The following is a 23,855-nucleotide window of genomic DNA, read 5'->3' on the forward strand; positions in this document are numbered from 1 at the left end:
TTCGGTCGCTTGTTTGCCATTCGTGGTCCTCCGTTTCCTAAACATAGCGGTGGACCAGTTCAGTGGGGGAGGCTCAGGTTATGATCCTCGCGGCAGCCTGGATAAAGTTTACGAGCGGGCCTTGCCGTTGTCCTCCGGGGCGACCGTCTGAATATGTCGTGTAGGTCAGGGGGCGACCGGCATCTTTCCAGATATAGCAGCAACTCTCGACGATGTACTGACGGCGTTTGTCGCGCGAGAACCGCTTGTCTCGTGGCGACATCTCTGCAACCGCGCCGGGTGTCTCGATGATGCGTCGAATGTCATCCATCACGTCCTGAGTAAGCGTTTTTGCGGTCTCAAGCTTGTCGAGGACTTGGTCAAGAAGGTCTCCATCTTCTGGCGTCGCCGCGAAATAAGTCGAAAGCGAGCCCAATGCGTACCGGAGTTCTTGGGGACCAATGGAACTCTTTTTGGCTTTCCGCAAAAGTTGCTTGAGGTGCTTTTGACCTCGTTCAATCGCTTGCGAGCGTTGGACCTCAGTCAGATTGATTGCGATGTCGTCGTCGTTATTGAGGCAGTTCCCAAGAAGCACAGAAAGTTCGCGTACGAGCTTAGTTGGCAGGTCAAACTGTTCAGCCAAGCTCCCGATCATGTCCTTGGAAAGAGCGCCGCGTTCTCCATAGCAGCCAAGCTTCCGCGACATCGAGCTTTTGATCCCATCCATGTGCGGGTAGACCGAATAGTCACCTTCAGTATCTGTAACGTCTCGATTGCCCTTCAGACCGCTGTCCGCGTTAGCGCTCATGTTGTTCTCCGTTTGGCACATTCTAGGGTCTGGTCGCCCATCCAAAAGCTTACGTGTATCAAGGCAGTACCGATTGCTGAGGAAGCTTGCCGGTTGAAGCAAGTCGACCCCTCCAAAAGTTGCACATAAACAATAGAACAGGAAGGGAACAGCTTGTGCTCCAGCTAATGCTTGATCGTCCAAGGCGGTTTTAACGCTATTTCGGTAGCAGACTGCACACCGCACTGTAGTGGATACATGGCCTGCCGAGTGGCCGGTCGCTTTGCAGCCCAAAGCCGACCTCCAAACGTAGATAGAGACGCTGCGGTGCGGCCCGTTAGAGCCGCCGTTCGCTGCAAGAGCAAAGTTTGGTGGTGTGCTGACTCACACAGCGGACAAAGCGCCTTTTAGCTGCAATTGCGCCAATGGCCGATTTCCGAGATTGATTGGGCCGAAAGCCTCGGCTCGTGAAAGCGTTGCTGTGTTTAAGCTTTATCCCAGCAGCCCTATTGGACAGTTTCGGAAACGCGGTCCTGTCTAGGGGAGCGTCCGAATTTTCGGGCATATTCTCTTGAGAATTGAGCGGGGCTTTCATATCCGACCCCATAGGCAATCTCTGAGATCTTTGAGCCGGTGGTTTGCAGCTCATTTCGGGCATGAAGCAAGCGCAGGTCTTTCTGGTATTGCAGCGGCGAGGTTCCCGTGACGGCCTTGAACTGCTCAAAAAAGGCCGAACTGCTCATACCTACGCGCCCGGCAAGTTCTCCGACGACAAGGGGATTAGCTAGATCTGACCGGATTTCGTGCGTTGCTGCGAAAATCCGGCTGGCCGTGTTTTCGTGCCACACCAGTTTTTGAAGTGTGCCGCCATGCTGCCCGATTAGCAGTCGGGCATGGATTTCGCGCGCCGTGATCGGCGCCAGCATGCGACGCGTCCCTTCGGTTTCGCATTGCTGAAAATACCGCAACAGGGTGCTTTTTATTTCGTCATCGGTTTCCGCGAGGCAGATCGAAAATGGATCAGTCGCTCGATGGGTGGATGACTGCGGCAGTGACGCGGCCAAGGCGCGCAAGAGATCCAGATCAAGGGGGAACACGAGCGCGACGTAGGGGAGTTCGGGTGTTGCCTGGGTAATACTTGAGACAACCGGCAGCGCGTTGCTGACGATCAGCGACTGCCCGGCCTGCACGGTGAGCGTTCTGGTACTGGTCCCGACCTCTTTGGCTCCTTGCAGCACCGCGCAAAGTAGCGGGCGGTAGACATTTGATTCATGTTGGGTGGTCGCCGGATGGGTGAGAAAAACCGCCCCGCTTTCCTTATGCGTCAGGACACCCTGCGCGACGCCTGTGTGGTCAAGCAGCGCAAGAACATAGTCCAATAGGGTACGGGGTTCCATGACTGCCTCCTGTCGTTGCCCACATCGCTAGCACAAAAGCAAAGTGAGTTTTTACTGAAAATACAAAAATTTGGAGGATTAAGCAAGAAACCTGGAGAAAGTTGAAAGATATGTCCTCTTTTGATGACTATCGTGTGTTAATAAACTTGCGGAGCAATATCATGAAAACCATTCTGATCACCGGGGCCTCATCCGGTATTGGCGCGGCAACCGCCCGGCATTTCCAGGCGAACGGTTGGAATGTCGTTGCCACGATGCGCAACCCCGCGGGCAACACAGATCTTGGGGCATTGGACAACGTGCATCTGACCCAACTTGATGTGACGGATACGGGCTCAATTGCAACGGCCGTGGGCGCTGGCATCGAACGGTTTGGGCAGATTGATGTTTTGCTGAACAATGCGGGTTACGGGGCCTACGGTGCGTTAGAGGCCTTTTCGATGGACCGCATCCGGCGCCAGTTCGACACCAACGTGCTCGGGTTGATGGAAGTGACAAAAGCCGTTCTGCCTCATTTCCGTCAGAACCGTTCAGGCACGGTCATAAATATCTCGTCCATCGGAGGACAGATCACCTTTCCACTTGGCGCGCTCTATCATGGCACCAAGTTCGCAGTGGAAGGGCTTTCTGAGGCGCTGCATTACGAGTTAGAGCCGCTTGGCATTCGTGTCCGAATTGTCCAGCCTGGAATGATCCGGACCAACTTTGGCGGCAGCTCCTTTGATTTTGCGATGGATGAGAACCTGCCAGATTACGCACCAATGGCCGAAGCCATGGGACGCCTGTTTGGCAAGCTGGCCGCAAACCCGTCTGAACCAGAAACGGTCGCGCAGGTCATTTGGGATGCGGCCAACGAGACCGGAAACCGCCTGCGTTTTCGCGCAGGGCCTGATGCCGAAGAACTGCTCGACGCTCGCAAACAACAGGATGACGAGACGTTCATCAGTGGTCTCAAGGAAAAGATGGCGCCCTGAAGGCTACCCAATCACTCATAGAAAGAGGGGATGATCCATGTACCGCGAAGCAATCGAAAAAGGCGGCTTGGCCGTTGTAACCGGGGCGGCAAACGGCGTCGGCAAAGCCGCAGCCCAACGATTTGTACAAGACGGTCTGGGGGTTGTGCTGGTCGATCTGGCGGGTGAGGCCTTGGACAGAGCCGAGGCGGAATTGCGCGATCTGGCGGGCGCGTCCGCAATCGTTCAGGCGGTTCCGACAGATGTCACCGACACCGACGCCATGACTGCCTTGGCGGATCAGGTCTTTTCGCTCGGAGAGTTAGCAGTCCTGATGAACAATGCCGGTATCGCACTGCCGACCGGCAGTTGGGAAAACGCAGAGAACTGGCGCAAACTTTTAAAGGTCAATCTCTTTGGTGTCATGAACGGCGTGCATGCTTTCCTGCCGCGCATGATCGAAGCTGCACGCCCGGCGGTGGTGATCAACACAGGGTCTAAACAGGGGATCACCACACCGCCCGGAAACCCCGCCTACAATACCAGCAAAGCTGCCGTGAAGGTCATGACTGAAATGCTGGCGCATGATTTGCGGCAGGCCGAAGCGGATATCACCGCCCATCTGTTTGTGCCGGGGTTTACCTATACTGGTATGATAGAGAAGTTCATGCCTGAAAAACCCGCCGCTGCGTGGACGAGCGAAGAGGCAATCGACTACCTGCTGAAGCGCATGTTGGACGGGGAATTCTATATTCTCTGCCCGGACAATGATGTGTCCGAAGAGCGCGACCGCAAACGTGTTGAATGGGCCATAGGCGACATTATCAACAACCGCCCGGCGCTCTCACGCTGGCATCCTGACTATGTGGATGCCTTTGCCGCACATGAGGCCTCGGAATAGCCGGTCCCAAAGAGCGGTCAAGTATAGAGCCAGTGAATCAGTTGACCAAACAACAAGGCTTACACCACTTCTAAATTCCTAACGGACGTTTAGGCCAAGCGCAGCATTGGTCGAAATGGGCTCACTGCGGTCGTCGGAACAAGCGCAGCATCACCTCCGGTGTCCAATGCCGCCTAGATAAGGACGGCCCTTTCCGGACCTTCACCCCGTTTGCAGTCTCCGCGGTGCGGCATCACCGGGCCAGCCATTCGCCGCGACCGCAAAATCTCAAGAACGGCAAGTTGACAGACCGTCCGCGCATCCGAGTCGAAACGAAGGGCCTGATACCTAAGACCTTCTTCCAGACACCGTCGAGGCAGCAGGAGCATGCAACGTAACCCCGGATCAACTTGGGGCTGGAATGCGTAGGGCTCTGTAGTCGTTCTAGGAATGACCTTTGCCACTGCCCTCCTCGGTTTGTTCATCGCGAAACCGGAAATCTTTACGGAATGGAAGGGACTGAGCCAATGCTTCTCCCCACTCAGCGGCTGCCGGGGCGTCTTTCAGGGCCGCAGGCATCCCACCTGGCAGAGGTCGTCGAGGGGCGAGTTCCTTGGCACAGTGGATCGCTTTCCCATTCGGCCAGAGGGACGTTTGTATCTACCTGTGCTTCGAAAACCGGGCGCCGCCGGCAATGTGAAACCAAGCTATTCGCCTGACTCCCTGTTTTCCTGAAACTCCCCTTCGGACCGGTATCGCATCGGTGACACCCCGACCCAGCGCTTGAAAGCACGCCTGAAACTCTTGGGTTCGGCGTATCCAAGGCGCGCGCCGATTGCCTCGATCGGCAATTCAGTCTCGCGAAGGAGTTCGAGCGCGCGTCGCTGGAGCACTTCTGCGCGAATCTTGCGGAAGGACACGCCTTCGGTCTTCAGCGCGCGCTGCAAGCTTCTGGGTCCAACGGCCAGAAAGCGCGCCGCAGCTTCTTCCGATAGAATGACGTTAGGATGCATGATGTCCATGATCTGTCCGACGGATTCTCGCATCGTTTGAACCGGTTTGACCCCCATAAGCGCTCCCAGTTCCTCCAGCGACAAGTCGCGGTCCGATCTGGCTCTCCCGGGATTGAGCGCGGCCAAGTCGGACCTTCGGATTGCGATGCCCGGCACAGCGCATCCCAGGCGGACCGGAGCCCCTGTCAATTCTTCAAGAGCTTTTACTTCACCCGCATCGGTCTCGGGGAGCTCGACCCAGTCAGGTCGCCAATCGGGGCCTAGGAAATAACGCGCCACATGGCCGATCACGAACAGTGCGCCTTCGTCGAGATGCCTGTGTCCGATCACTGAAAACTCGCGGGAATCACGACCAACAACGAGGTGCGCGTGGGTTTCCCGAAGCACTATTGTCGATCCAGGATGGGTCAGGCACAACGCCCGCCGTCCCCGGTCAAGTGCCGTTGCCAGGTCGGGGGCGCCCAAAACATAGCTGGAATAGGCCCCATAGGTCCCATAATCGAAGTCGCGCCCAAGCCGCGCCCCCAGGTGCCGGTCGCCGATAGAACGCGCAACGGATTCGACCACGATGGCTTCGGATGCATAAGGCAAGAAACCCTTAGCTTTCAGAAACATACCCCGGTTAAGCCCCTCGGACTGCAACGCCCTGTCGACTATGTCGCGAGGGGCGTAGCGATCCAGCAATTCGATCACGTGACCGACTTCGATGAGGTTCACCAGATTTCTTTGCATGCCTCGATATTGTCGGAAAATGACCGGCAGGACAATGTTAGAAACCTTCTTGAAAATAGATTCCCCGTCCCCTCGCAGGACCGACCGGTGACGGAAAGGTCGGCGGACGGGCGAAAAACCAAGCAAGAAGGAGAAAAGAGGAATGGGGCTGAATCGAAAGAACCTCATCGCAACGTTCGGCGTTGCCTTGGCCTTGCTTATGGCAATGCCCATGTCGGCGGATGCCGGGCGACAGCGCACCAAGAACACGATCGGCGGCGCGCTCATTGGAGCTGGCGTCGGAGCTCTGGTTGGGGGGAGCGGCGCTGTCCAGACCGGGGCGATTGTCGGCGCCATCGCAGGCGCCACGAAATAAACCGGGGACCTGAACTGGTCGGGAAAGGAAGTTTTTTAATGCCGAATTCTGTTTTGAAACACGCGGTCGTTGCCGCCTGTCTTGTCACTCTCGCAGGCGCGGCCCAGGCCGATGAAGAGATGGAGCGCATGCTCGACGAGGCGATGCCGCACATGCATCACAGCTGTGAAAGTGTGCTGGAAACCTATAGCAACGATGAAGAGGCGGTTGCCGGAATCGTCCGCCTGATGGTTGCGGTCTCGCTCTACAACCGCCAGATCGACGTGATTGCCATGGTTCCCGACGAAGCAAAGCGCGCCCAGCTCCGGGACGAATTCACCGAAGAGCTAGAGGACGCCTGTGACGATGATCCCGGTCGGCTTCTTGCTGGCGCGGTGGATGATGCCGTGAAGAACACGATGGCGGCCTTTGATGGATGACCGGCCAGCCTGACCCGAAAAACGCTTCCCTGAAGGCGTATCTGATGTCTATGTGTCTGCTTTTGCACCGCTGTCTTCTCGCGGCCTGCACGCTATTTCCAGTTGCCGCCGCTGCGCAAGACACAGCTGATTTGGCGCAGGATCTTGCGAACCCGCTGGCCGCCATCATCTCGGTGCCGCTTCAGCTGAACTATGACCAGAACATCGGCGTCGCCGGTCAGGGAAGCCGGACGACGCTGAACCTGCAGCCGGTGATCCCCTTTGCGTTGGACAATGGGGCGAACATCGTGACGCGCACGATCATCCCCTATGTCTGGCAGGAGGACGTGATCCCCGGCACGTCACAGAGCGGCATCGGCGACGTGCTCTTTAGCGCGTGGTATTCGCGAACGACCGAGACGGACCTGACATGGGGAATCGGCCCCGTTGTCCGCATCCCGACAGGGTCCGACGTGTCCACGGACACCTGGGCGGCGGGCATCACCGGCATCGCCCTTCAGCAGACCGGCCCATGGACCTATGGCGCCCTGGCCAACCATCTTTGGGATGTCGAAAGCAATCCCACGACGCCCACCAGCGCCACCTTCTTGCAGCCCTTCGTCGCCTATTCGACCGAAGACGCCTGGACTTTCTCTCTGCAGAGCGAGTCAACCTATGACTGGAAGGCCGACGCCTGGTCTGTGCCGATCAACGCGTCGGTCTCGAAACTCGCCCTCATTGCCGGGCGGCCCGTCAATTTCCAGGCCGGCGCCGGCTATTGGCTTGAGAGCCCGGCCGGCGGGCCCAAGGGCTGGCGGTTCCGCCTGCAGGTCCAGTTTGTGTTCCAAAGATGACGGGAAGCGCATGTCTGCCCAAACACTTCTGAGAAGGAAAATCCGATGAAGAAACAAATTCAGAGCATTGCCATCGCGGCCGCTGTCGCAAGCCTGTGCGCCGCCCCCGCCTCGGCCCAGTTCGCCGATGACAACCTCGACGCCCTCGTGGACGCCCGCGAGATCCCGGTTAACGTCGACAACTTCATCCGTGCCGCGACAGATATCGAGTTCGGCAAATATGTTGCCCTCGCCGGAGGCGTGAACAGGTTCTATCATTTCCGCGATATGATGCCCGTCGACAATCAGACGACCATCAGCGCGAACCGGGATACGCTCTATAGCACCGCGATCATCGATATCAGCGAGGGCGCCACCTTCACCCTTCCCGATGTCGGCGACCGCTATATGTCGGCGATGGTCATCAACCAGGATCACTACCTTAACAAGGTCTTCCACGGCGGCGGCACCTATACGCTCGACATGGACACGTTCCACACGCCCTATGTCGCCGTCTACCTGCGCGTGCTGCTGGATGCGACCGACCCCGCGGACCTGGCCGCCGTCCATGCGATCCAGGACCAGATGTCGATCGAGGCCGCTTCGTCCGAGCCCTTCATCGTCCCGCCCTATGACCAGGAGAGCTACATGGGGCTTGTTAAGGCCGCCGTCGGTGTCGGCGCCTACCTGCCGAACAGTTTCCACATGTTCGGCAAGAAGGAGGATGTCGATCCGGTGCGGCATTTCATCGGGACGGCCGGGGGCTGGGGCGGATTGCCCGAGGATGAGGCACTTTATCTCGGGATCTCGCCGAACCTGCCGGTCGGGAAATACAAGATCGAAGTGCCTGCCGAGGTTCCGGTCAAGGATTTCTGGTCGGTCAGCCTCTATGATGCGAACCGCTATTTCGCGCCGAACGCGATGGGCGCTTATGTCGTCAATTCCGTCAGCGGGACGCGCAACGAAGACGGCAGCACGACCGTGCATCTGGGCGGCTGCGAGGATGGGCGCGTGAACTGCTTGCCGCTTGTCGAGGGGTGGCAATATACCGTGCGGCTCTATCGAGCGGCGCCGGAGGTGCTGGACGGAAGCTGGACCTTTCCGGGCGTCGAGCCGGCGAATTGACAGAAAGGACAAAGTCTATGCGATATCTTCTTCTTGCCATTGCACTCTGCGCACCCGCACCAGTCCTCGCCGAGGACATCACGATTCAGAACCTCATGCGTGCCGAGAGCGATACGATGTTCCGGCTCACCATGCAGTCCAACGGGACCAGCGTCGGCGAGATTGCCCATGAGCGCGAAGTAACCTCCGCCGACAAACCGCAGCCGATCATCCGACCCAACCAGGACACCTTGTACTCGGCCGCCGTCATCGACCTGTCCGAACCGGTGACGGTGACGCTGCCCGAGGGCGACGGACGGTTTCAATCCGTGCTGGTGATCAGCCAGGACCACTACAACTTCGCCTATGCCGAACCAGGTGCCTATGAACTGACCGAGGACGAGGTTGGAACCCGTTTCGCGATGCTCCTGTTCCGCACCTTTGTCGACGCGGGCGATCCCGACGATGCCGCGCGCGCCCATGCCGTGCAGGACGGGATACGCCTCGAAGGCGGCGGAACCGGCCCTTTCGAGGCACCAGACTGGAACCTTGAAAGCCTTGAGGCCGCACGGAAGGCGATCAGCGACCTCGCCGCTGCCGTCGGCCTCGATGCCAGCATCGCCTTTGGCCGTCGCGACGAGGTGGACCCGCTGGGCCACCTGATCGGGATGGCGGGCTGGGCAGGGCAGCCTGCCACGACGGCCAGCGCCTTTGTCGATGCCGTCGATGTGAATGACGGCGAGACCCCCCACGCCGTGACGTTGAAAGACGTGCCGGTGGACGCTTTCTGGTCGATCACCGTCTACGACGCCGACGGCTTCCTCGCGCCCAACGATCTAGGGCGGAACAGCTACAACAACACCTCCGCCACGCCGAACGCAGATGGCTCCTATACCATTCACTTTGGGGCCTGCGAGGACGGGCGTATCAACTGCATCCCCGTCACGTCGGGTTGGAACTACACGGTCCGGCTCTATGAGCCGCGCGCCGAGGTTCTTGATGGCAGTTGGGTGTTCCCGGATATACTGCCCGTAAACTGATAACGCCACGGCCCGCGCACCGCGTGGGCCGACCGACGAGAGGAAGGAGCCTTCGATGTTGGTAAAACAGCCTATCCAAATGGCCAGTTGCATCTTGTTCCTGGCGTTTTCCTTGGCGAACGCTGCAGTCGCCGAGGACAAGCCGCGCCTCATTCTCCAGATCACTGTGGATCAACTGCGCGGCGACCTGCCATTTCGCCACTACGACCAATTCGGGCCGGGCGGCTTCCGCTATCTGATGGATCAGGGCGTCTACTACGACAACGCCCACCACGCCCACGCCAATACCGAAACCGTCGTCGGCCATACCACGCTGGCCACCGGCGCGCATCCGTCGGCCCATGGCATGGTAGGCAACCTCTGGTACGACCGCGCCACGGGGCGCACTATCTACAATGTCGAGGACGCCGACTATCCACTCCTCACTCGGGGCGCGGACGTGAACCACAACACCGAGGTCGACCCCACCCAGCTTGCCGCCAGTTCCGATGGCCGTTCGCCCCGCGCCATCCTGACCACCACCTTTTCCGACGAGCTGTCCATCGCCACCCAGGGCCGCGCCAAGGTCTTTGGCGTCTCGGTCAAGGATCGTGGTGCCGTCTCGATGGCGGGCCACACCGGCAAGGCGTTCTGGTTCTCCAAATCCGCCGGGGAATTCGTCACCTCCAGCTATTATTACGACGGCTACCCGGATTGGGTGACCGATTGGAACGCTAAGGATTTCCTGCAAAACTATCTCGGCACCTCGTGGCAGCTGACCCATCCCATCGATAGCTATCTTTTTGGCGATCGCGACGATCAGGATTGGGAAACCGATCTTGCCGGGTTCGGGCGCACCTTCCCGCACTCCTATTCGACCGTCGATCCGCTTTCGTGGAAGAACGATCCCTATTTCCCCACGCTGCTCACTTTCAGCCCTGCCGGGGACGAGATCACCGCCGATTTCGCCAAGACCCTGATCACAGCCGAGGGCCTGGGGCAGGATGATGTCACCGATTACCTCTCCGTCAGCTTCTCGGCGACCGATTACATTGGCCACGGCTTCGGCCCCTCCAGCCTCGAGGCCGAGGAAAACCTGCTCCGGCTCGACCGCACCCTGACCGATCTCTTCGCCTTTATCGACGCCGAGATCGGGCTCGAGAACACCCTGATCGCGCTGTCCGCCGATCACGGCACGCCCGAGGCGCCGGGATACCTGGCCGAGCTGGGAGAGATGGGCGGCTACGTCAACCCCGAGCACTGGGCGACCCAGCCCGCCGCCGATCGCATCCGCGCGCGCTTTGGCCTTAGCGATCCGCTGATAGCGGGCTATGACCACCCCTACCTCACCCTCTCGGAAGAGGTGCACAGTCGCGACGACATCGACCTTGTCGCGCTGGAAACCGCCATCGCAGAGGAGCTTTCGGCCTTCGAAGGCATCGCCTTCGCCGTGCCCTCATCGCGCATTCGCACTGGCGCCCTGCCCGACAATGCGCTGATGCGGGCTGTGGCCAACAACTACAACCCCGACCGCTCGGGTGACATCTACCTCGTCACCAGCCCCGGCTGGTTCATCAACGATTTCGACGGTCTGTCGGTCACGGTCACCCACGGCTCGCCCTGGCGCTATGACACTCACGTGCCCATCACCTTTGCCGGCTTCGGCCTCGCGCCTCAGCGGGTCTCGCGCCGCGTGCACACGGTCGACCTGGCGCTGACGCTTGCCGCCATCGCAGACACGCGTCCACCCGACGGCGCCGCAGGAGAGGTGCTGGGGGAAGTCGTCGGATACTAGGTGCCTCGCGGCGATGCAGAGTGGAGACAGTGATTGGGTTAGATTGAACGTCGGCTTCCAGCTTTTCGAGCTGACGGGTTCGAGGTAGCAGAGAAGGACCGCTTCCCGCCCAGACTTCAGTTTAGGCATGTCTGCTTCTGGCTGTCCGCAGCCTTCCGGCACAAGCGTGCCAATTGCGGGAAAATCCGCAAGACATCTTCAGCGCTTTTCAACTCTGGGTCTGCCATCCCTCTCAACGCGGTCATTAATTCAAGCAGCTAGGGCATGCGTAAAATTGGCCTACTAGATTCTTAGTTCCACAGACGTTCGGCAAAGGCCAAATCCTGCTCCCGCAACCAATACTTCCTAGTCAGATATCAAACACTTAGCCTCGCATCACGCGAGGCTTTTTGCGTTCGGGCCTTTGGCACTGGAAGCACTGTGGAAGCAAATGGGACGAAAAAACTGCGCTGCTGGTCCCCAACGGTATTTTGCGTCACCCTGGTACAAGGCTTTCAAGTTCCGGCATCAGAACAACGCTTTCCTGTTCGTTCGGGTCCGTGCGTGCGATAACTGCAACTGCGGGTTCATTCCCATCGTTGAACGGAAGGTGCGGAGTGTTTGATGGTATATAGATCAGGTCTCCTGCTTGCGTTTCCATAACGTGTTCTAGCCTGTCGCCCCAATACATCTTAGCAGACCCGGAAATCACATAAATCGCGGTTTCATGTGTCTCATGTTTATGCGCCCTGGCGCGCCCTCCGGGCGGGACCGTGAGCAGATGCATGCAGATAGCTTGGCTTCCTACCGTCTGTCTGGCGATGCCTTCGAAGTAATCGAACCCCTGTTTCCCGGAATAGGTTTCGCCGGGGCGCAGTTTCGCACAATCCGCCATCTAGGTATTCCTTCCTAAGATTTGAGCCAGAGAATAATAGGCCAGCTTCGCCAGGAAACGTAGGGAAATCAAAAGCGGGTTTTGGGCGGAGATTCTAACGAGCCTTATGAACGAACCGCATACCGGGTGATACGGCCTGAGATACATAAGGACGAAGAAAACCACGTTTGCGGACGTTACTTATACCAAACTGTGCAGGTAGCCGTGACAGGTTCGCACCTCGACCCTCCTCCAAAATCTTCCCTGTTGGGCGGTCACATGGCGTATTGCCATTGAAGACCTTTGGAAAGATTTCATTACCTCGGGTCAGAGAAAGGGTCCGGAGGGGTATTCAATCGCAGATGCCGCATGAATGCCCGTGCGATCCTTGGAACCGGTTTTTGATCAGAGACCACAAAATGGCCCCGGTACCGCATTGGAGATTCAAATCGGACAAATGCCAGATCGGGAGATCGGTAATGGTAGACGGGAAAGGGATTGATAACAGACAGCCCCAATCCTTCGCGCGCCATGTCGGCAGCGGCGAATGAGGTTGAAACTTCGGCAACGATCCTCGGTTTAGCGCGCACTTGATGAAGCAACCGGTCCAGCTGCCCGCGCCGCCCGTGTCGATATGTCAGTGCGATCAGCTCTTGCTCATGCAAGTCTGAAGGCGTCAGAACGGTGCGTTCAGACAGAGGATGTTCGGGTCGCATGACGCAAACGGCTGGTGACTCGCGAAATGGTATAAGTTTGATGCCAGCGCGGCTTTGTTCAATCCCGGTCACGGCAAGATCAAATCGGTTCTCAAGCACGCCAAGCGTGACCATATCCGACGTTGTCACCTCAAGGTTCACGAAAAAACCGGGATTCCCGCGAATGAAACTGGCGATGAGGGAAACGATGTATCGATGAGCATAGCTGGGCGGTGCAACGAGGCGCAGTGTTTCCTGCACAGTTTCGCCCGGACCATCGATCCTGTCCAATGCCTCGAACAAAGGATCCAATCGCATATTCAGCCTTACGGCTTCTTGCGTCGGTCGCAATCTGCCTGCATCCCGTTCGAACAGTGTTCTGCCCAGTCGATCCTCTAAGCTGCTGACGGAGCGACTGACCGCGGACTGAGACAAGCCGAGCTGTCGTGCGGCAGCGGCTGTTGTTCCAGACTGCATGAGCGCACGGAGCGCCTGGTATTCCGGCAAAGAATGCCAGTTGCGAGGTTTCTTCATTGCTGGGCGCCCGCATGATTCCGACTAGCTCTATGAGTAAAACTCATCAAGTTTTTTTACAATCATGACGATTACGTCTGTTAGCGTGTGTCGAGATGACACTAACCTGGGTAAAGCGAGTTTGAGGACCCTCCCTCTTATCATTGATGGGCACAACGACGTATTGTCAAAACTGGCCTCGTCAGGTGGTCTGCCCGAAGCGGGCCGCTTCTTGACCGGGCTCGAAGGCGCGATCGACTCTGTAAAATCCACGGCCGGTGGATTTGGCGGAGGCTTCTTTGCCGTCTGGGTGCCTTCGCCTATCGATGCCGATGCAAAAATGGAAGAAATGGTCCGGCCCAGCTATGACCTGCCGCTTCCCAATCATATTGATGCCGAAGATGCTCTGCCCTCAGCGCTGGGGCAGATTGCCATCCTGCTGGAACTGGAACGTTTGGGGGCGTTGAAAGTGGTTCGATCGGTTTCGGATATCCGGGACTGCTTGGCGCAAGGCCAGATGGCGGCCATTTTTCACATCGAGGGCGCCGAGGCGATTGATGCAGATCTGCATTCGCTTGATGTATTTCATGCGGCGGGGTTGCGATCGCTTGGGCCCGTGTGGAGCCGACCCAACATTTTTGGCCATGGTGTGCCGTTTAGATATCCATCTGGGCCAGATACTGGCCCTGGGTTGACGGATCATGGACTGCGGCTTGTGCAGCGATGCAACGCGCTGGGTATCATGTTGGATTTGTCCCACCTCAATGAAAAAGGTTTCTGGGATGTAGCGCGGTATTCGGATGCGCCTTTGGTCGCAACGCATTCGAATGCCCACGCCATCTGTCCGCACGCGCGAAATCTGACCGATGATCAGCTTCGCACCATCGCGGAAAGCGACGGGATGGTCGGGTTGAACTTTGCCACTGCGTTTCTGCGTGAGGATGGTCGGATGCTGTCCGATGTGCCGTTGATGCAGGTTCTGAAGCACCTTGACCACCTGATCGGGATAATGGGTGAAGACCGGGTCGGGCTTGGGTCCGATTATGACGGGGCGGTCGTGCCGGACGACGTGAAGGACATCTCGATGCTGCCTCGATTGAGAGATGCCATGGTGACCCATGGATACGGCGAAGAGCTCATCAAGAAGCTCTGCCACGAAAACTGGTTGCGTGTTCTTGAGAAGACCTGGGGCTCGTAACCGTTAGTGAAGACTTGATGACAGAGAGGACAAAATGAACGCATTTAACAGATTGCTTACCGGTGCGGCGCTAGGATTGGCGCTGGCCGTGACCTCGACTTCGGCAATGGCCGAAACGCCGCCGAACATGCTGGTTATCGCGCATCGTATCGACGACATCACGACGTTGGACCCGGCCGAAAGCTTTGAGTTTGCGGGTTCGGATGTCAGCCGGAATGTCTATCAGAAGCTGGTGAACTTCGACCCGCTCAATCTGGATGCTGGCTATCAGCCCGACATCGCTGAAAGTTGGGATGTGTCTGAAGACGGCAAATCGATTACCTTCAATATCAGGGAAGGGTTGACCTTTCACTCCGGAAATCCGGTGACGGCAGAAGATGTTGAATTTTCACTGCGTCGGGCGATCATTCTAAACAAGACCCCGGCCTTTATCCTGACCCAGTTTGGGTTCACGCCGGAAAATGTCGAACAAACGATTGTCGCGGACGGCAACACTCTGACGATCACGACGGACAAACCCTATGCGACATCCTTCGTTCTGAACTGTCTGACCGCTACCATCGGCGGCATTGTCGATAAGAAGACGGTGATGGAACACGACAAGGATGGCGACTTGGGCAATGAATGGCTCAAGACCAATACTGCTGGATCTGGTGCTTATAGCCTGGTCAGCTGGAAACCCAATGAAAGCGTAACACTGAAGTCGAACCCCGATTTCTATTTGGGTGCTCCGGCCATGGAGCGCGTGGTTGTCCGTCACGTTCAGGAAAGCGCCAGCCAGCGCCTGTTGCTTGAACGTGGTGATATCGATGTCGCGCGCAACCTGAATCCAGAAGATGTTGCCGGCGCTTCATCTGTTGCCGGCGTAAAGATTGCAGACGAGCTTAAGGGCCGCCTGATGTATGTTTCGCTGAGCCAGAAACATCCCGAGTTGAGCAAGCCTCAGGTTCGGCAGGCGTTCAAATACCTGGTTGACTATGAAGGGATGCGCGACAGCTTCCTGAAAGGGCAATACACGATCCACCAGAATTTCCTGCCCCAAACCTATCTCGGTGCCTCTGACGAGACGCCGTTTAGCTTTGATGTGGAAAAGGCCAAGGCCCTGCTGGATGAAGCAGGTGTAAGCGGGCTTGAGATTGAAGTAGGTGTGCGTGAAGCGCAGGAACGGATCGAAATCGCCCAATCGCTACAGAATGCGCTGAGTCAGGTTGGCATCACGATGAACATCACCGTGGGGACCGCCAAACAAATTTTGGCGCGGTATCGTGCGCGGGAACTGGATGTTTACCTTGGCGCATGGGGGCCGGACTATCCCGACCCGCAGACGAACGCAGGTACCTTTGCCTATAACCCGGATAATTCGGACGAAGCCAATGCCACAGGATTGCTGGCTTGGCGGAATTCTTGGGATACCGGCGGGTTGACCGACAAAACGGACGCGGCCGTTATCGAAAACGACACCGCGAAACGCGCTGACATGTACAAGGAAATCCAGGCCGAGTTCCGCGAGACTTCGCCGTTTGTCATCATGTTCCAGCAGATTGAGCAATCGGCCCTGCGTGAAAACGTGACGAATTTCTCAACCGGTCAGGCGATTACATCGGCGTCGTATTGGCAGGTGACCAAGTAAATGGCACTGGCCGAAAGACCAACTGAGGGGCGCCGCTCGGCGCCTCTTATCCATTGGATCAAGAGTATCCTGAAAACTCTTGGCACCATCGCAATTACAATGCTGGGTCTGCTTTTCGTGACCTTCATCATCGGTCGCGTGATGCCGATCGACCCGGTGCTGGCAATCGTCGGTGAACGCGCATCGCAATCGACTTATGATGCGGTCTATCAACAGCTTGGTCTTGATAAGCCGCTGTTGGTTCAATTTGGATATTACCTTTGGGATGTTCTGCACGGCGATTTTGGCGATTCACTTCTGAATGCCCGCCCGGTTTCTCAGGATATTGCCCGCGTCTTCCCAGCCACGCTGGAATTGGCGACTTTGGGCGTTCTGATTGGAATATTTCTGGGTGTTCCGCTTGGTGTGATCGCCGCAGTCAAGCGCGGATCGTGGATCGATCAGATCGCCCGTGTGGTCGCGCTTGTCGGGTATTCAATGCCAATCTTCTGGCTGGGGCTCATGGGGCTTCTGGTCTTCTACGGGATACTCGGCTGGGTCGGTGGCCCGGGCCGCCTGGATATCTTCTACGAGGACATAGTGCCCTCACGCACTGGGCTGATTTTGGTAGACAGTGCCTTGGCCCAGGATTGGGATGTCTTCCGCAATGCGTTGTCCCATATCATCCTGCCCGCGGCATTGCTTGGGTACTACTCGCTTGCCTACATCAGCCGGATGACCCGATCCTTCATGCTGGAACAGTTGTCAGCCGAGTATGTCATCACCGCCCGCGTCAAAGGGCTGTCTGAAAGACAAGTTATCTGGCGCCACGCCTTCAAGAATATCCGGGTGCAGCTGATCACAGTGATCGCACTCAGCTATGCCAACTTGTTGGAAGGATCAGTTCTGACCGAGATCATCTTTAGCTGGCCGGGGATCGGCAGCTATATCACGACGGCTTTGCTGAGCGCCGATATGAATGCCGTTCTTGGAGGAACCGTTGTGGTCGGGCTGATCTTTATCTGCCTGAACATATTCTCGGACCTTCTTTACCGTTTCTTTGATCCGAGGTCGAAATGAGCGACATGACCTTGCGCCAGTGGCTGCTGACCGACGAGCCGACTTCGCGCCGCCATGCCAGATTGGCCAGCTTCTACAAAGGCTGGCTGACATTGCGATCAAACTCGATGGCAATGGTCGGGTTGGCGATTCTTGTCGTCCTTGTTCTGACAGCGGTCTTTGCGCCTTTTCTCGCGCCGCACGATCCCTTTGTTCAGAGCCTGTCCAGCCGACTTCTCCCCATCGGGGCTGAAGGGCACCTGTTGGGAACCGACAGCCTGGGGCGGGATATTCTGTCACGCCTGATCTTTGGGGCGCGAATTACACTGTACATCGTGGCTCTTGTGGCGCTCATCGCACCGATTGCGGGGCTTCTGGTCGGGACTGTTGCGGGATATGTGGGGGGATGGACGGATGTGATCCTTATGCGCATCACGGATATTTTCCTCGCTTTTCCACGACTTGTTCTGGCGTTGGCGTTTGTCGCGGCGCTTGGGGCAGGGATTGAAAACGCGGTTCTGGCAATCTCACTCACGGCGTGGCCGCCCTATGCACGTATGGCGCGTGCAGAAACCCTGACCATCCGGTCAACCGACTATATCAACGCGATACGCCTTCAGGGTGCCGGGCCGCTGCGCATCATCACCCGGCATATCTGGCCGCTTTGCATCTCATCTTTGATCGTGCGTGTCACGCTGGATATGGCCGGGATCATTTTGGCTGCCGCCGGCCTTGGTTTTCTGGGGTTGGGGGCACAACCTCCAAGCCCGGAATGGGGTGCCATGATATCCGAGGGTCGAAGGTTCATCCTTGACCATTGGTGGGTGGCCACGGTGCCGGGGCTCGCAATTTTCACGGTTTCGCTGGCCTTCAACCTGTTGGGTGACGGGCTGCGGGACGCGCTTGATCCAAAGGACGGTGGGCAATGAACTTACTCGACATCGAAGATCTGTGGGTTCGTTTCCCAACCCGTCAGGGCGTGTTTGACGCCGTGCGGGGCGTGTCGTTTTCGCTGGGGCGCGAGCGTCTGGGGATCGTCGGCGAAAGCGGCTCGGGCAAGTCGATGACGGGACGGGCCATTCTGCGCCTGATCCGAAATCCGGGTATCGTGGAGGCCAAACACATCAATTTGGAAGGCCGAGACCTGATGAAGCTCAGCGAGCGCGAGATGCGTGAGGTGCGAGGGAAGCAGATCTCCATGGTGATGCAGGACCCCAAGTTTTCTCTGAACCCGGTGGTCACCGTTGGCGAGCAACTCATGGAAGCATACCTTCAGCACAATTCCGGCTCGAAGGCCCATGCTAAGAAGATGGCTATCGAGATGTTGGATAACGTCTCAATCCGTGATCCTGAGCGGGTGATGCGAACGTACCCGCATGAGGTGTCTGGGGGTATGGGGCAGCGCATTATGATTGCGATGATGTTGATTCCTAATCCCAAGATACTGATTGCCGATGAACCAACTTCGGCGCTTGATGTCAGCGTTCAGCGGCAGGTGCTGAACATCATGGATGGATTGGTCAAGGAGCGGGGGATGGGCCTGATATTCATCAGCCACGACCTGAATCTGGTGTCTGAATTCTGCGACCGTGTCCTCATCATGTATTCAGGTCGGATCGTCGAGGTTTGCGAGGCTGACAAGCTGCATCAGGCTCAACATCCCTATACCCAGGGCCTGCTGAACTCGCTGCCGCGCCTTGATGAAAAATGCACCCACCTGAGTGTTCTCACACGCGATCCGTCTTGGTCCGAAGCCCCGAGCGTGAGGGGCTGAAATGAAGGCACTGGAAATCAACCATCTGAATGTCTGGTTTGGTCATGCACACGACCGGGTCGATGCGGTAAAAGACGCAAACCTTGAAGTCGCGCAGGGCGAGAGTTTTGGCCTTGTGGGCGAAAGCGGGTCCGGCAAGTCGACAATTCTGAGGGCAATAACGGGACTTGCACCGCAATGGTCGGGCACAGTCCGCGTAGAAGGTCAGGCGATATCCGGGTCCCGGCGGGACAGGTCATTCTTTCGAACCGTCCAGATGGTGTTTCAGGACCCGTATGCATCGTTACATCCCCGACATACTGTCGACCAGGTCCTCAGTGAAACAATTCATCTGCATGGGTTTGGAGATATCGATAAACGAGTGAGCGATTTGCTCAACGACGTCGGACTTGGGCAAAGATTCCGGTTTCGGTATCCACACCAGCTTTCCGGCGGTCAAAGACAACGCGTGGCAATCGCAAGGGCCTTGGCAGGTGAGCCGGACATCCTGCTTTTGGACGAACCCACGTCAGCTTTGGATGTCAGCGTTCAGGCTGAGGTTCTCAACCTGTTGACTGACCTGCGCAAACAGCGCGGATTGACCTATCTGATGGTGTCTCACGATCTTCCGGTTATCGCACATATGTGCGAGCAGTTGGCGGTTATGAGAAATGGTGAAATTGTTGAGGTCATGTCCTCGGAAACACTGCGTTTGGGGAACCCAAGCCACGAGTATTCCAAGCAATTGTTGACCGCCTCTGTTGCCCCAAACCAGTAGCGACTGTTCGTTGGAAGCAGGATTATTCTTCGTATGATCATTTCGGGGGACGCACGACAGCGTCCTTTAGCATTTCCGGTGTGAACGCACCTTTTGATTGATAAGGACCGTGTTGGCACTACAGCGATCGAGATATTGGAAACTGCTACAAATTGTGTAACCGTAAAGCATGCAAGTAATGCAATATGAATTCCAGCTACGAGGTCACCGATGAAAAGCAAGGTGCAATACTTGGCGATAGCGTTTGCGTTACTGATCGCACCGCCTGTTTCAGCCCAACAATCTGATTGGTCGTTTTCGGGCACTGCTTATCTGTTCATGGCCGAAACGGATATTTCGCTTACAACACCAAGTGGAACAATCGACGGCACGTTGAGTTTTTCAGACGCTCTCGAAAACCTGGATTTTGCGTTTATGGGCAGTATTTCAGCGTCTAACGGGCGCTGGTTGTTGCTTGCTGATTACAACTACACCGATTTGGCGTTTAGTAACTCAACTCCCGGCCCGGCGTTTTCGAGTTTGGATACCTCTGCCACCACGCAGTTTCTCAGCGGCTATGTCGGTTACCATGTTTATGAGACACCTGCGATCAGCGTGGCCTTAGCAGGCGGGTTCAGGTGGTTCAGCACGAAAACCACGTTCCGATTGCAACCTGGGGTCGCTGCTGGGCGAAGTGTGACGACCGACGACAACTGGACTGATCCGGTCGTCGCTGCCCGTGCAAGAGTTCGGATTTCTGACAAATGGTTAGGGACCGGGTTCGTGGATTATGGCGGGTTTCGGAGCGGTAGCGAAACCTGGCAAGTTCTGCTGACCGCAGATTATGAAATCAATGACAGATGGCTGATCCGCGGCGGCTACCGGTATATTTCCTTCGATCATGAGATCAACGGCAATGATTTCAGGTTTGACCAGTCAGGTCCGCTGCTGGGCGCAACGTACAGGTTCTGAAGACAACGTCAGGCGCATCCCTGATACTAACCTATGTTGCAACAACGGCTGAGCGCGGTTGTTTCTAAGGGGTGTCGTCGCTCGATAGTCCAGAAACGCACTGTCTGATTTCAAATAAGCTTTTGCTTTTTATGATTATTATTTTACTTTGGTAAATGGCGGAGGGAATGGGACCGGAATCGAACCTTCTCCACCCCTAACCCATTGATATTTCACAACATGAAGATCAACCCTCTGTCCCCCAAGCCAGCAACCGCATTTTTCTCACTGCACGTTACTGGCTCGGAACCGAAAAGACCTTGCCTGCAAGAAATCCGGTCGTTGGAGGCGGGAGATCAAGAACAGGGGATGTCGTCTTCGGACATTCGCTGCGCCTTGTCTCAAGGAGAACGATGCGGACAATTTGAGCTTTCGCTGCGTTTGCGCGAATGTCAGGTTTCCTGCTTCCCGCTTTTGAACTGACTGACAAGCCATTCCTGGACGGCATCAATCGCAGGTGACGGCGCGGTGTTTTTGGGTCGAACAAACCAATAGGCATGGCTGGCATCGAGAGATGTGATGAATGGTGCGATCAGACGTCCTGCCGCGATATCGTCGGCCACGAGCAAAGACCGCCCGAGCGCGACCCCCTGGTGTTCGACAGCCGCCTGCAAGATAGCTCCGTCATCGCCGAGGCGAGGGCCAGCGGGCGGTGGGTGATTACACCCCGCAGCTTCAAACCAGGCAGCCCAGTTTTCCGGGATATCTCCGCAGAGTAGCGTTGCACGGTAAAGATCATTCGGTGTTCTCAGGTCGTGATCTCGGGCATAGCCTGGTGAGCAAACCGGCTTCACTGTCTCGGTGCCGAGTTTCTCCGCCATCAAAAGATCTGACGGCGACGGGCTGTAGCGGATCGCCGCATCCACCCCTTCAGACGCAAAATCCACCAGATGCCGCGAGGCCGTCAGGCGCAGGTCGATGTCGGGATGTGCGGCCAAAAAGAGCCCCAGCCTTGGTGCAAACCACTTTGAGGCTACCGAGGGCAGCATCGACAGGGTGACAACCTGCTCTGACCGTCTGGCATCCGCAACGGCGGCCCATGTGCGGGAAAAGGCGTCGGCCAACTGTGCAGCCAGATGTTCGCCAACCGGTGTCAGAGACAACCTCGCCCCATTGCGCACAAAGAGGGCGATACCAAGCACCGCCTCAAGATCGGACACCTGCCGGGACACGCCGCTTTGCGTGATACCCAGTTCTTCGCCTGCGGCCGTAAAGCCGCCGCATCGCGCAGCGGCTTCAAAGACCTGCAATGAACGCAAGGGCGGCCTTGCATGAGTAGAAGGCATGATGACCCTATGATTTTCTCATTATGTAAAAGATGATTGGCAACTTAACATGACTGAAACTCAATATGTAGGGTAAATCGCCATGTCGGAAACGCTTTCAACAAACACCGTCACCTCGGGATCAAGACGTTTTGTTCCCAATCTGCCGCTGGTGGTCTGGATGGTTCTGTTGACGCTTGTCATCGGGTTTGGTGGCGGGCTGAGTGCAGATCAGGTCATTTCGGAGTTCAATCTGGGGTTCGGGCGGGCCTTGGGTGAGTTCGCCTTGATCTTGCTTCCGTCGTTCACTCTGGCGGCGGCGTTATCCAAGCAAAACGTGGCCTCCGACGCGGCAGGCCGGACCGCTGCGCTGGCGTCACCCGTCGCTGGTGCCGGGATGATTTGTCCGGACACGGCCTATGCCGCCCTGTCGCCCGCCGCAGGACGCTACAAGCTAGATACCGCTTTCGGGGCCTATGCCGGGTTCAAACTGCTCTATCCCGCTGGCCCGCTCATCGTGGCTGCTGGCCTTGGCGCATTGGGGCCGGACGGCGTAGACCCCATGATGCTCATGCTCTGCGGCCTAGGGTTGACGCTGCCGGTCTGGGCGGCAGGGGCGGTCTGGGTTCGTGCCGTTGATGGGCGCCTCTCTTCTGAAGGTGGCAACATACAGCACACAAACACCAGCCATTTGCTGATTGCCTTTCTTCCGTTTCTGCTGCTGGCTGTCCTGCTTATCATCGGCAGCTTTGTTGGAGAAACAGGCAACGCTTTCCTGGGATTTCTTTTGATGCCTAAGGGCGCATTGTTATCAGCAGCCGTCCTTGCCATGTTGCAAACTCCGACTGAGGCGCGACGCGCCTGCCTCGACAGTGCAGTCCGAAGAACTGGGTCCTTGCTCTTGATCATCGGAGCCGCAAGCGCCTTTGGCGCGGTGCTGACGGGGCTCGTGCCACTGGATCGCCTTGCCCCACAGGGCAACGGGATTCTGACGCTGTTGGCTTTGTTCGGGTTAACCGTTTTATTCAAGCTTGCACAGGGCTCGTCCATGGCAACATTTGCCGCGATTGCACCGGTGGCGGCACCGATCGTGCTGGCCAGCGGGACAAATGAAGTTGCGGCTGTCTTTGCAATCTGCCTTGGCTCTTTCATCGCAATCCTGCCCAATGACAGCTACTATTGGCTGGTGCGCCGGGACGCATTAGCAGACGAACACAGCGAAGGCCGAGCCATATTCATCCTCACCGGCGGGGCAATAGCACAGGCTTTGGCTGGCTTGGCAACTCTCATGTTCGTGGCGGCACTATGGACCTGAACCAACTGACCGTGCGTGTGCCTGACCCAACCGACGGCCAGGACATTTCGAAAATTGATGCGGAAGGTTTGGCAACCGGAAATGCATCGTTTCGCGCCAAACCGCATGACTGGGACAGTTTCAATGCTAGTTTCCTGACGGGCCGTGGGCTTGCCTTGGTTGTCGAGGATGACAATGGAATCGCCGGTTGGGCCGGGGTAAGCCCGACCTCCGCCAAGCATGTCTATCGCGGCGTGGGAGAGGTTTCGATCTACGTGTCTGCGGATCGCAAAGGCCAAGGCGTAGGTCGTCAGTTGCTTGAAGCACTGATCCAGACGGCCGAGAGAGCCGGATATTGGACACTGGTCGCACAGATCTTCCCCGAAAATGAGGTCAGCCTGAAACTTCATGCCGAATTTGGGTTCCAAATATTGGGAACCAGAAAGAAGCTCGGGAAAATGAGCTACGGCCCGCATGAAGGCAAATGGCGTGATGTGATCATGGTGGAAAGACGCAGCAAGATAGTTAGGGCCCGTGGACAATTATGATTCCCATTTGAGCTGATTTCTGATTCAGAGTCCCAAAAGGGAGGTCTGAATGGAC

Annotated in this window: 23 protein-coding genes; 17 read left to right on the forward strand and 6 right to left on the reverse strand. The window is 57.1% G+C overall.

Annotation, left to right across the window (positions count from 1 at the left end; translation table 11 throughout):
* Positions 1-73 precede the first annotated feature (73 nt).
* Positions 74-787, reverse strand: coding sequence for a hypothetical protein (locus AC2FPW_RS22110; RefSeq protein ID WP_496815425.1), 714 nt, complete (start codon positions 785-787; stop codon positions 74-76).
* Between the two features lie 485 nt (positions 788-1,272).
* A complete protein-coding gene (locus tag AC2FPW_RS22115) occupies positions 1,273-2,163 on the reverse strand; it encodes an AraC family transcriptional regulator (protein WP_496815427.1) in 891 nt (296 codons plus the stop codon).
* Positions 2,164-2,324: 161 nt separating this feature from the next.
* Here AC2FPW_RS22115 and AC2FPW_RS22120 point away from each other — a divergent pair, with 161 nt between their 5' ends.
* A complete protein-coding gene (locus AC2FPW_RS22120; protein ID WP_496815428.1) occupies positions 2,325-3,137 on the forward strand; it encodes an SDR family oxidoreductase in 813 nt (270 codons plus the stop codon).
* Between the two features lie 37 nt (positions 3,138-3,174).
* Positions 3,175-4,017: an SDR family NAD(P)-dependent oxidoreductase gene (locus AC2FPW_RS22125; protein WP_496815430.1), complete on the forward strand. Its 843-nt coding sequence runs from the start codon at positions 3,175-3,177 to the stop codon at positions 4,015-4,017.
* Between the two features lie 686 nt (positions 4,018-4,703).
* On the opposite strand, the gene AC2FPW_RS22130 is transcribed toward AC2FPW_RS22125, so the two are convergent.
* The gene (locus tag AC2FPW_RS22130) at positions 4,704-5,726 is read right to left on the reverse strand and encodes a helix-turn-helix domain-containing protein (RefSeq protein ID WP_496815432.1); all 1,023 of its coding nucleotides are present in this window, start codon (positions 5,724-5,726) and stop codon (positions 4,704-4,706) included.
* A 157-nt stretch (positions 5,727-5,883) separates the two neighbouring features.
* Here AC2FPW_RS22130 and AC2FPW_RS22135 point away from each other — a divergent pair, with 157 nt between their 5' ends.
* The 6 genes from AC2FPW_RS22135 to AC2FPW_RS22160 are packed head-to-tail and all read left to right on the forward strand — an operon-like array spanning position 5,884 to position 11,245.
* Entirely contained in the window at positions 5,884-6,096 is a 213-nt protein-coding gene (locus AC2FPW_RS22135) for a YMGG-like glycine zipper-containing protein (RefSeq protein ID WP_257600360.1), read from the forward strand.
* A gap of 38 nt (positions 6,097-6,134) precedes the next feature.
* The gene (locus tag AC2FPW_RS22140; protein WP_480495998.1) at positions 6,135-6,515 is read left to right on the forward strand and encodes a hypothetical protein; all 381 of its coding nucleotides are present in this window, start codon (positions 6,135-6,137) and stop codon (positions 6,513-6,515) included.
* Positions 6,512-7,348 (forward strand): transporter family protein, encoded by an 837-nt coding sequence (locus AC2FPW_RS22145; protein ID WP_480496000.1) that lies wholly within the window; start codon positions 6,512-6,514, stop codon positions 7,346-7,348. The genes AC2FPW_RS22140 and AC2FPW_RS22145 overlap by 4 nt, the downstream gene beginning before the upstream one ends.
* A gap of 45 nt (positions 7,349-7,393) precedes the next feature.
* Positions 7,394-8,452 (forward strand): DUF1214 domain-containing protein, encoded by a 1,059-nt coding sequence (locus AC2FPW_RS22150; RefSeq protein WP_496815435.1) that lies wholly within the window; start codon positions 7,394-7,396, stop codon positions 8,450-8,452.
* On the forward strand, positions 8,449-9,471 hold the full coding sequence (locus AC2FPW_RS22155) for a DUF1214 domain-containing protein (protein WP_496815436.1): 1,023 nt from the start codon (positions 8,449-8,451) through the stop codon (positions 9,469-9,471). The genes AC2FPW_RS22150 and AC2FPW_RS22155 overlap by 4 nt, the downstream gene beginning before the upstream one ends.
* 55 nt (positions 9,472-9,526) lie before the next feature.
* Positions 9,527-11,245, forward strand: a complete 1,719-nt coding sequence (locus AC2FPW_RS22160) for an alkaline phosphatase family protein (RefSeq protein WP_496815438.1) — start codon at positions 9,527-9,529, stop codon at positions 11,243-11,245.
* A gap of 475 nt (positions 11,246-11,720) precedes the next feature.
* On the opposite strand, the gene AC2FPW_RS22165 is transcribed toward AC2FPW_RS22160, so the two are convergent.
* Both AC2FPW_RS22165 and AC2FPW_RS22170 read right to left on the reverse strand, forming a co-directional pair.
* The gene (locus AC2FPW_RS22165) at positions 11,721-12,119 is read right to left on the reverse strand and encodes a cupin domain-containing protein (protein WP_480832432.1); all 399 of its coding nucleotides are present in this window, start codon (positions 12,117-12,119) and stop codon (positions 11,721-11,723) included.
* Between the two features lie 296 nt (positions 12,120-12,415).
* The gene (locus AC2FPW_RS22170; protein ID WP_480585322.1) at positions 12,416-13,327 is read right to left on the reverse strand and encodes a LysR family transcriptional regulator; all 912 of its coding nucleotides are present in this window, start codon (positions 13,325-13,327) and stop codon (positions 12,416-12,418) included.
* Positions 13,328-13,448: 121 nt separating this feature from the next.
* Here AC2FPW_RS22170 and AC2FPW_RS22175 point away from each other — a divergent pair, with 121 nt between their 5' ends.
* The 7 genes from AC2FPW_RS22175 (at position 13,449) to AC2FPW_RS22205 (ending at position 20,654) form a co-directional block, all read left to right on the forward strand.
* Complete coding sequence (locus AC2FPW_RS22175; RefSeq protein ID WP_480773393.1) at positions 13,449-14,504, forward strand: dipeptidase; 1,056 nt, start codon at positions 13,449-13,451, stop codon at positions 14,502-14,504.
* A gap of 34 nt (positions 14,505-14,538) precedes the next feature.
* Entirely contained in the window at positions 14,539-16,134 is a 1,596-nt protein-coding gene (locus AC2FPW_RS22180; RefSeq protein WP_480506611.1) for an ABC transporter substrate-binding protein, read from the forward strand.
* Entirely contained in the window at positions 16,135-17,193 is a 1,059-nt protein-coding gene (locus tag AC2FPW_RS22185; protein ID WP_480506613.1) for an ABC transporter permease, read from the forward strand. It abuts the gene before it with no gap.
* Positions 17,190-18,101 (forward strand): ABC transporter permease, encoded by a 912-nt coding sequence (locus AC2FPW_RS22190; RefSeq protein WP_480545830.1) that lies wholly within the window; start codon positions 17,190-17,192, stop codon positions 18,099-18,101. The genes AC2FPW_RS22185 and AC2FPW_RS22190 overlap by 4 nt, the downstream gene beginning before the upstream one ends.
* Positions 18,098-18,946 carry an ABC transporter ATP-binding protein gene (locus tag AC2FPW_RS22195; protein WP_209598734.1) on the forward strand — a complete coding sequence of 283 codons (849 nt, stop codon included), beginning with the start codon at positions 18,098-18,100 and terminating at the stop codon, positions 18,944-18,946. The genes AC2FPW_RS22190 and AC2FPW_RS22195 overlap by 4 nt, the downstream gene beginning before the upstream one ends.
* 1 nt (position 18,947) lies before the next feature.
* Complete coding sequence (locus AC2FPW_RS22200) at positions 18,948-19,703, forward strand: ABC transporter ATP-binding protein (RefSeq protein ID WP_496815440.1); 756 nt, start codon at positions 18,948-18,950, stop codon at positions 19,701-19,703.
* 210 nt (positions 19,704-19,913) lie between these two features.
* Positions 19,914-20,654: an outer membrane protein gene (locus AC2FPW_RS22205; RefSeq protein ID WP_496815441.1), complete on the forward strand. Its 741-nt coding sequence runs from the start codon at positions 19,914-19,916 to the stop codon at positions 20,652-20,654.
* 431 nt (positions 20,655-21,085) lie between these two features.
* Here AC2FPW_RS22205 and AC2FPW_RS22210 read toward each other — a convergent pair whose 3' ends face one another.
* Positions 21,086-21,979 (reverse strand): LysR substrate-binding domain-containing protein, encoded by an 894-nt coding sequence (locus AC2FPW_RS22210; RefSeq protein WP_496815443.1) that lies wholly within the window; start codon positions 21,977-21,979, stop codon positions 21,086-21,088.
* A gap of 82 nt (positions 21,980-22,061) precedes the next feature.
* On the opposite strand from AC2FPW_RS22210, the gene AC2FPW_RS22215 reads away from it, so the two are divergent.
* Positions 22,062-23,273 carry a GntT/GntP/DsdX family permease gene (locus tag AC2FPW_RS22215; protein WP_496815444.1) on the forward strand — a complete coding sequence of 404 codons (1,212 nt, stop codon included), beginning with the start codon at positions 22,062-22,064 and terminating at the stop codon, positions 23,271-23,273.
* Entirely contained in the window at positions 23,264-23,800 is a 537-nt protein-coding gene (locus tag AC2FPW_RS22220) for a GNAT family N-acetyltransferase (RefSeq protein WP_496815445.1), read from the forward strand. Before AC2FPW_RS22215 ends, AC2FPW_RS22220 begins: the two co-directional genes overlap by 10 nt.
* Positions 23,801-23,855: the final 55 nt, after the last annotated feature.

It is taken from the genome of Ruegeria sp. SATB027, from assembly GCF_059613825.1.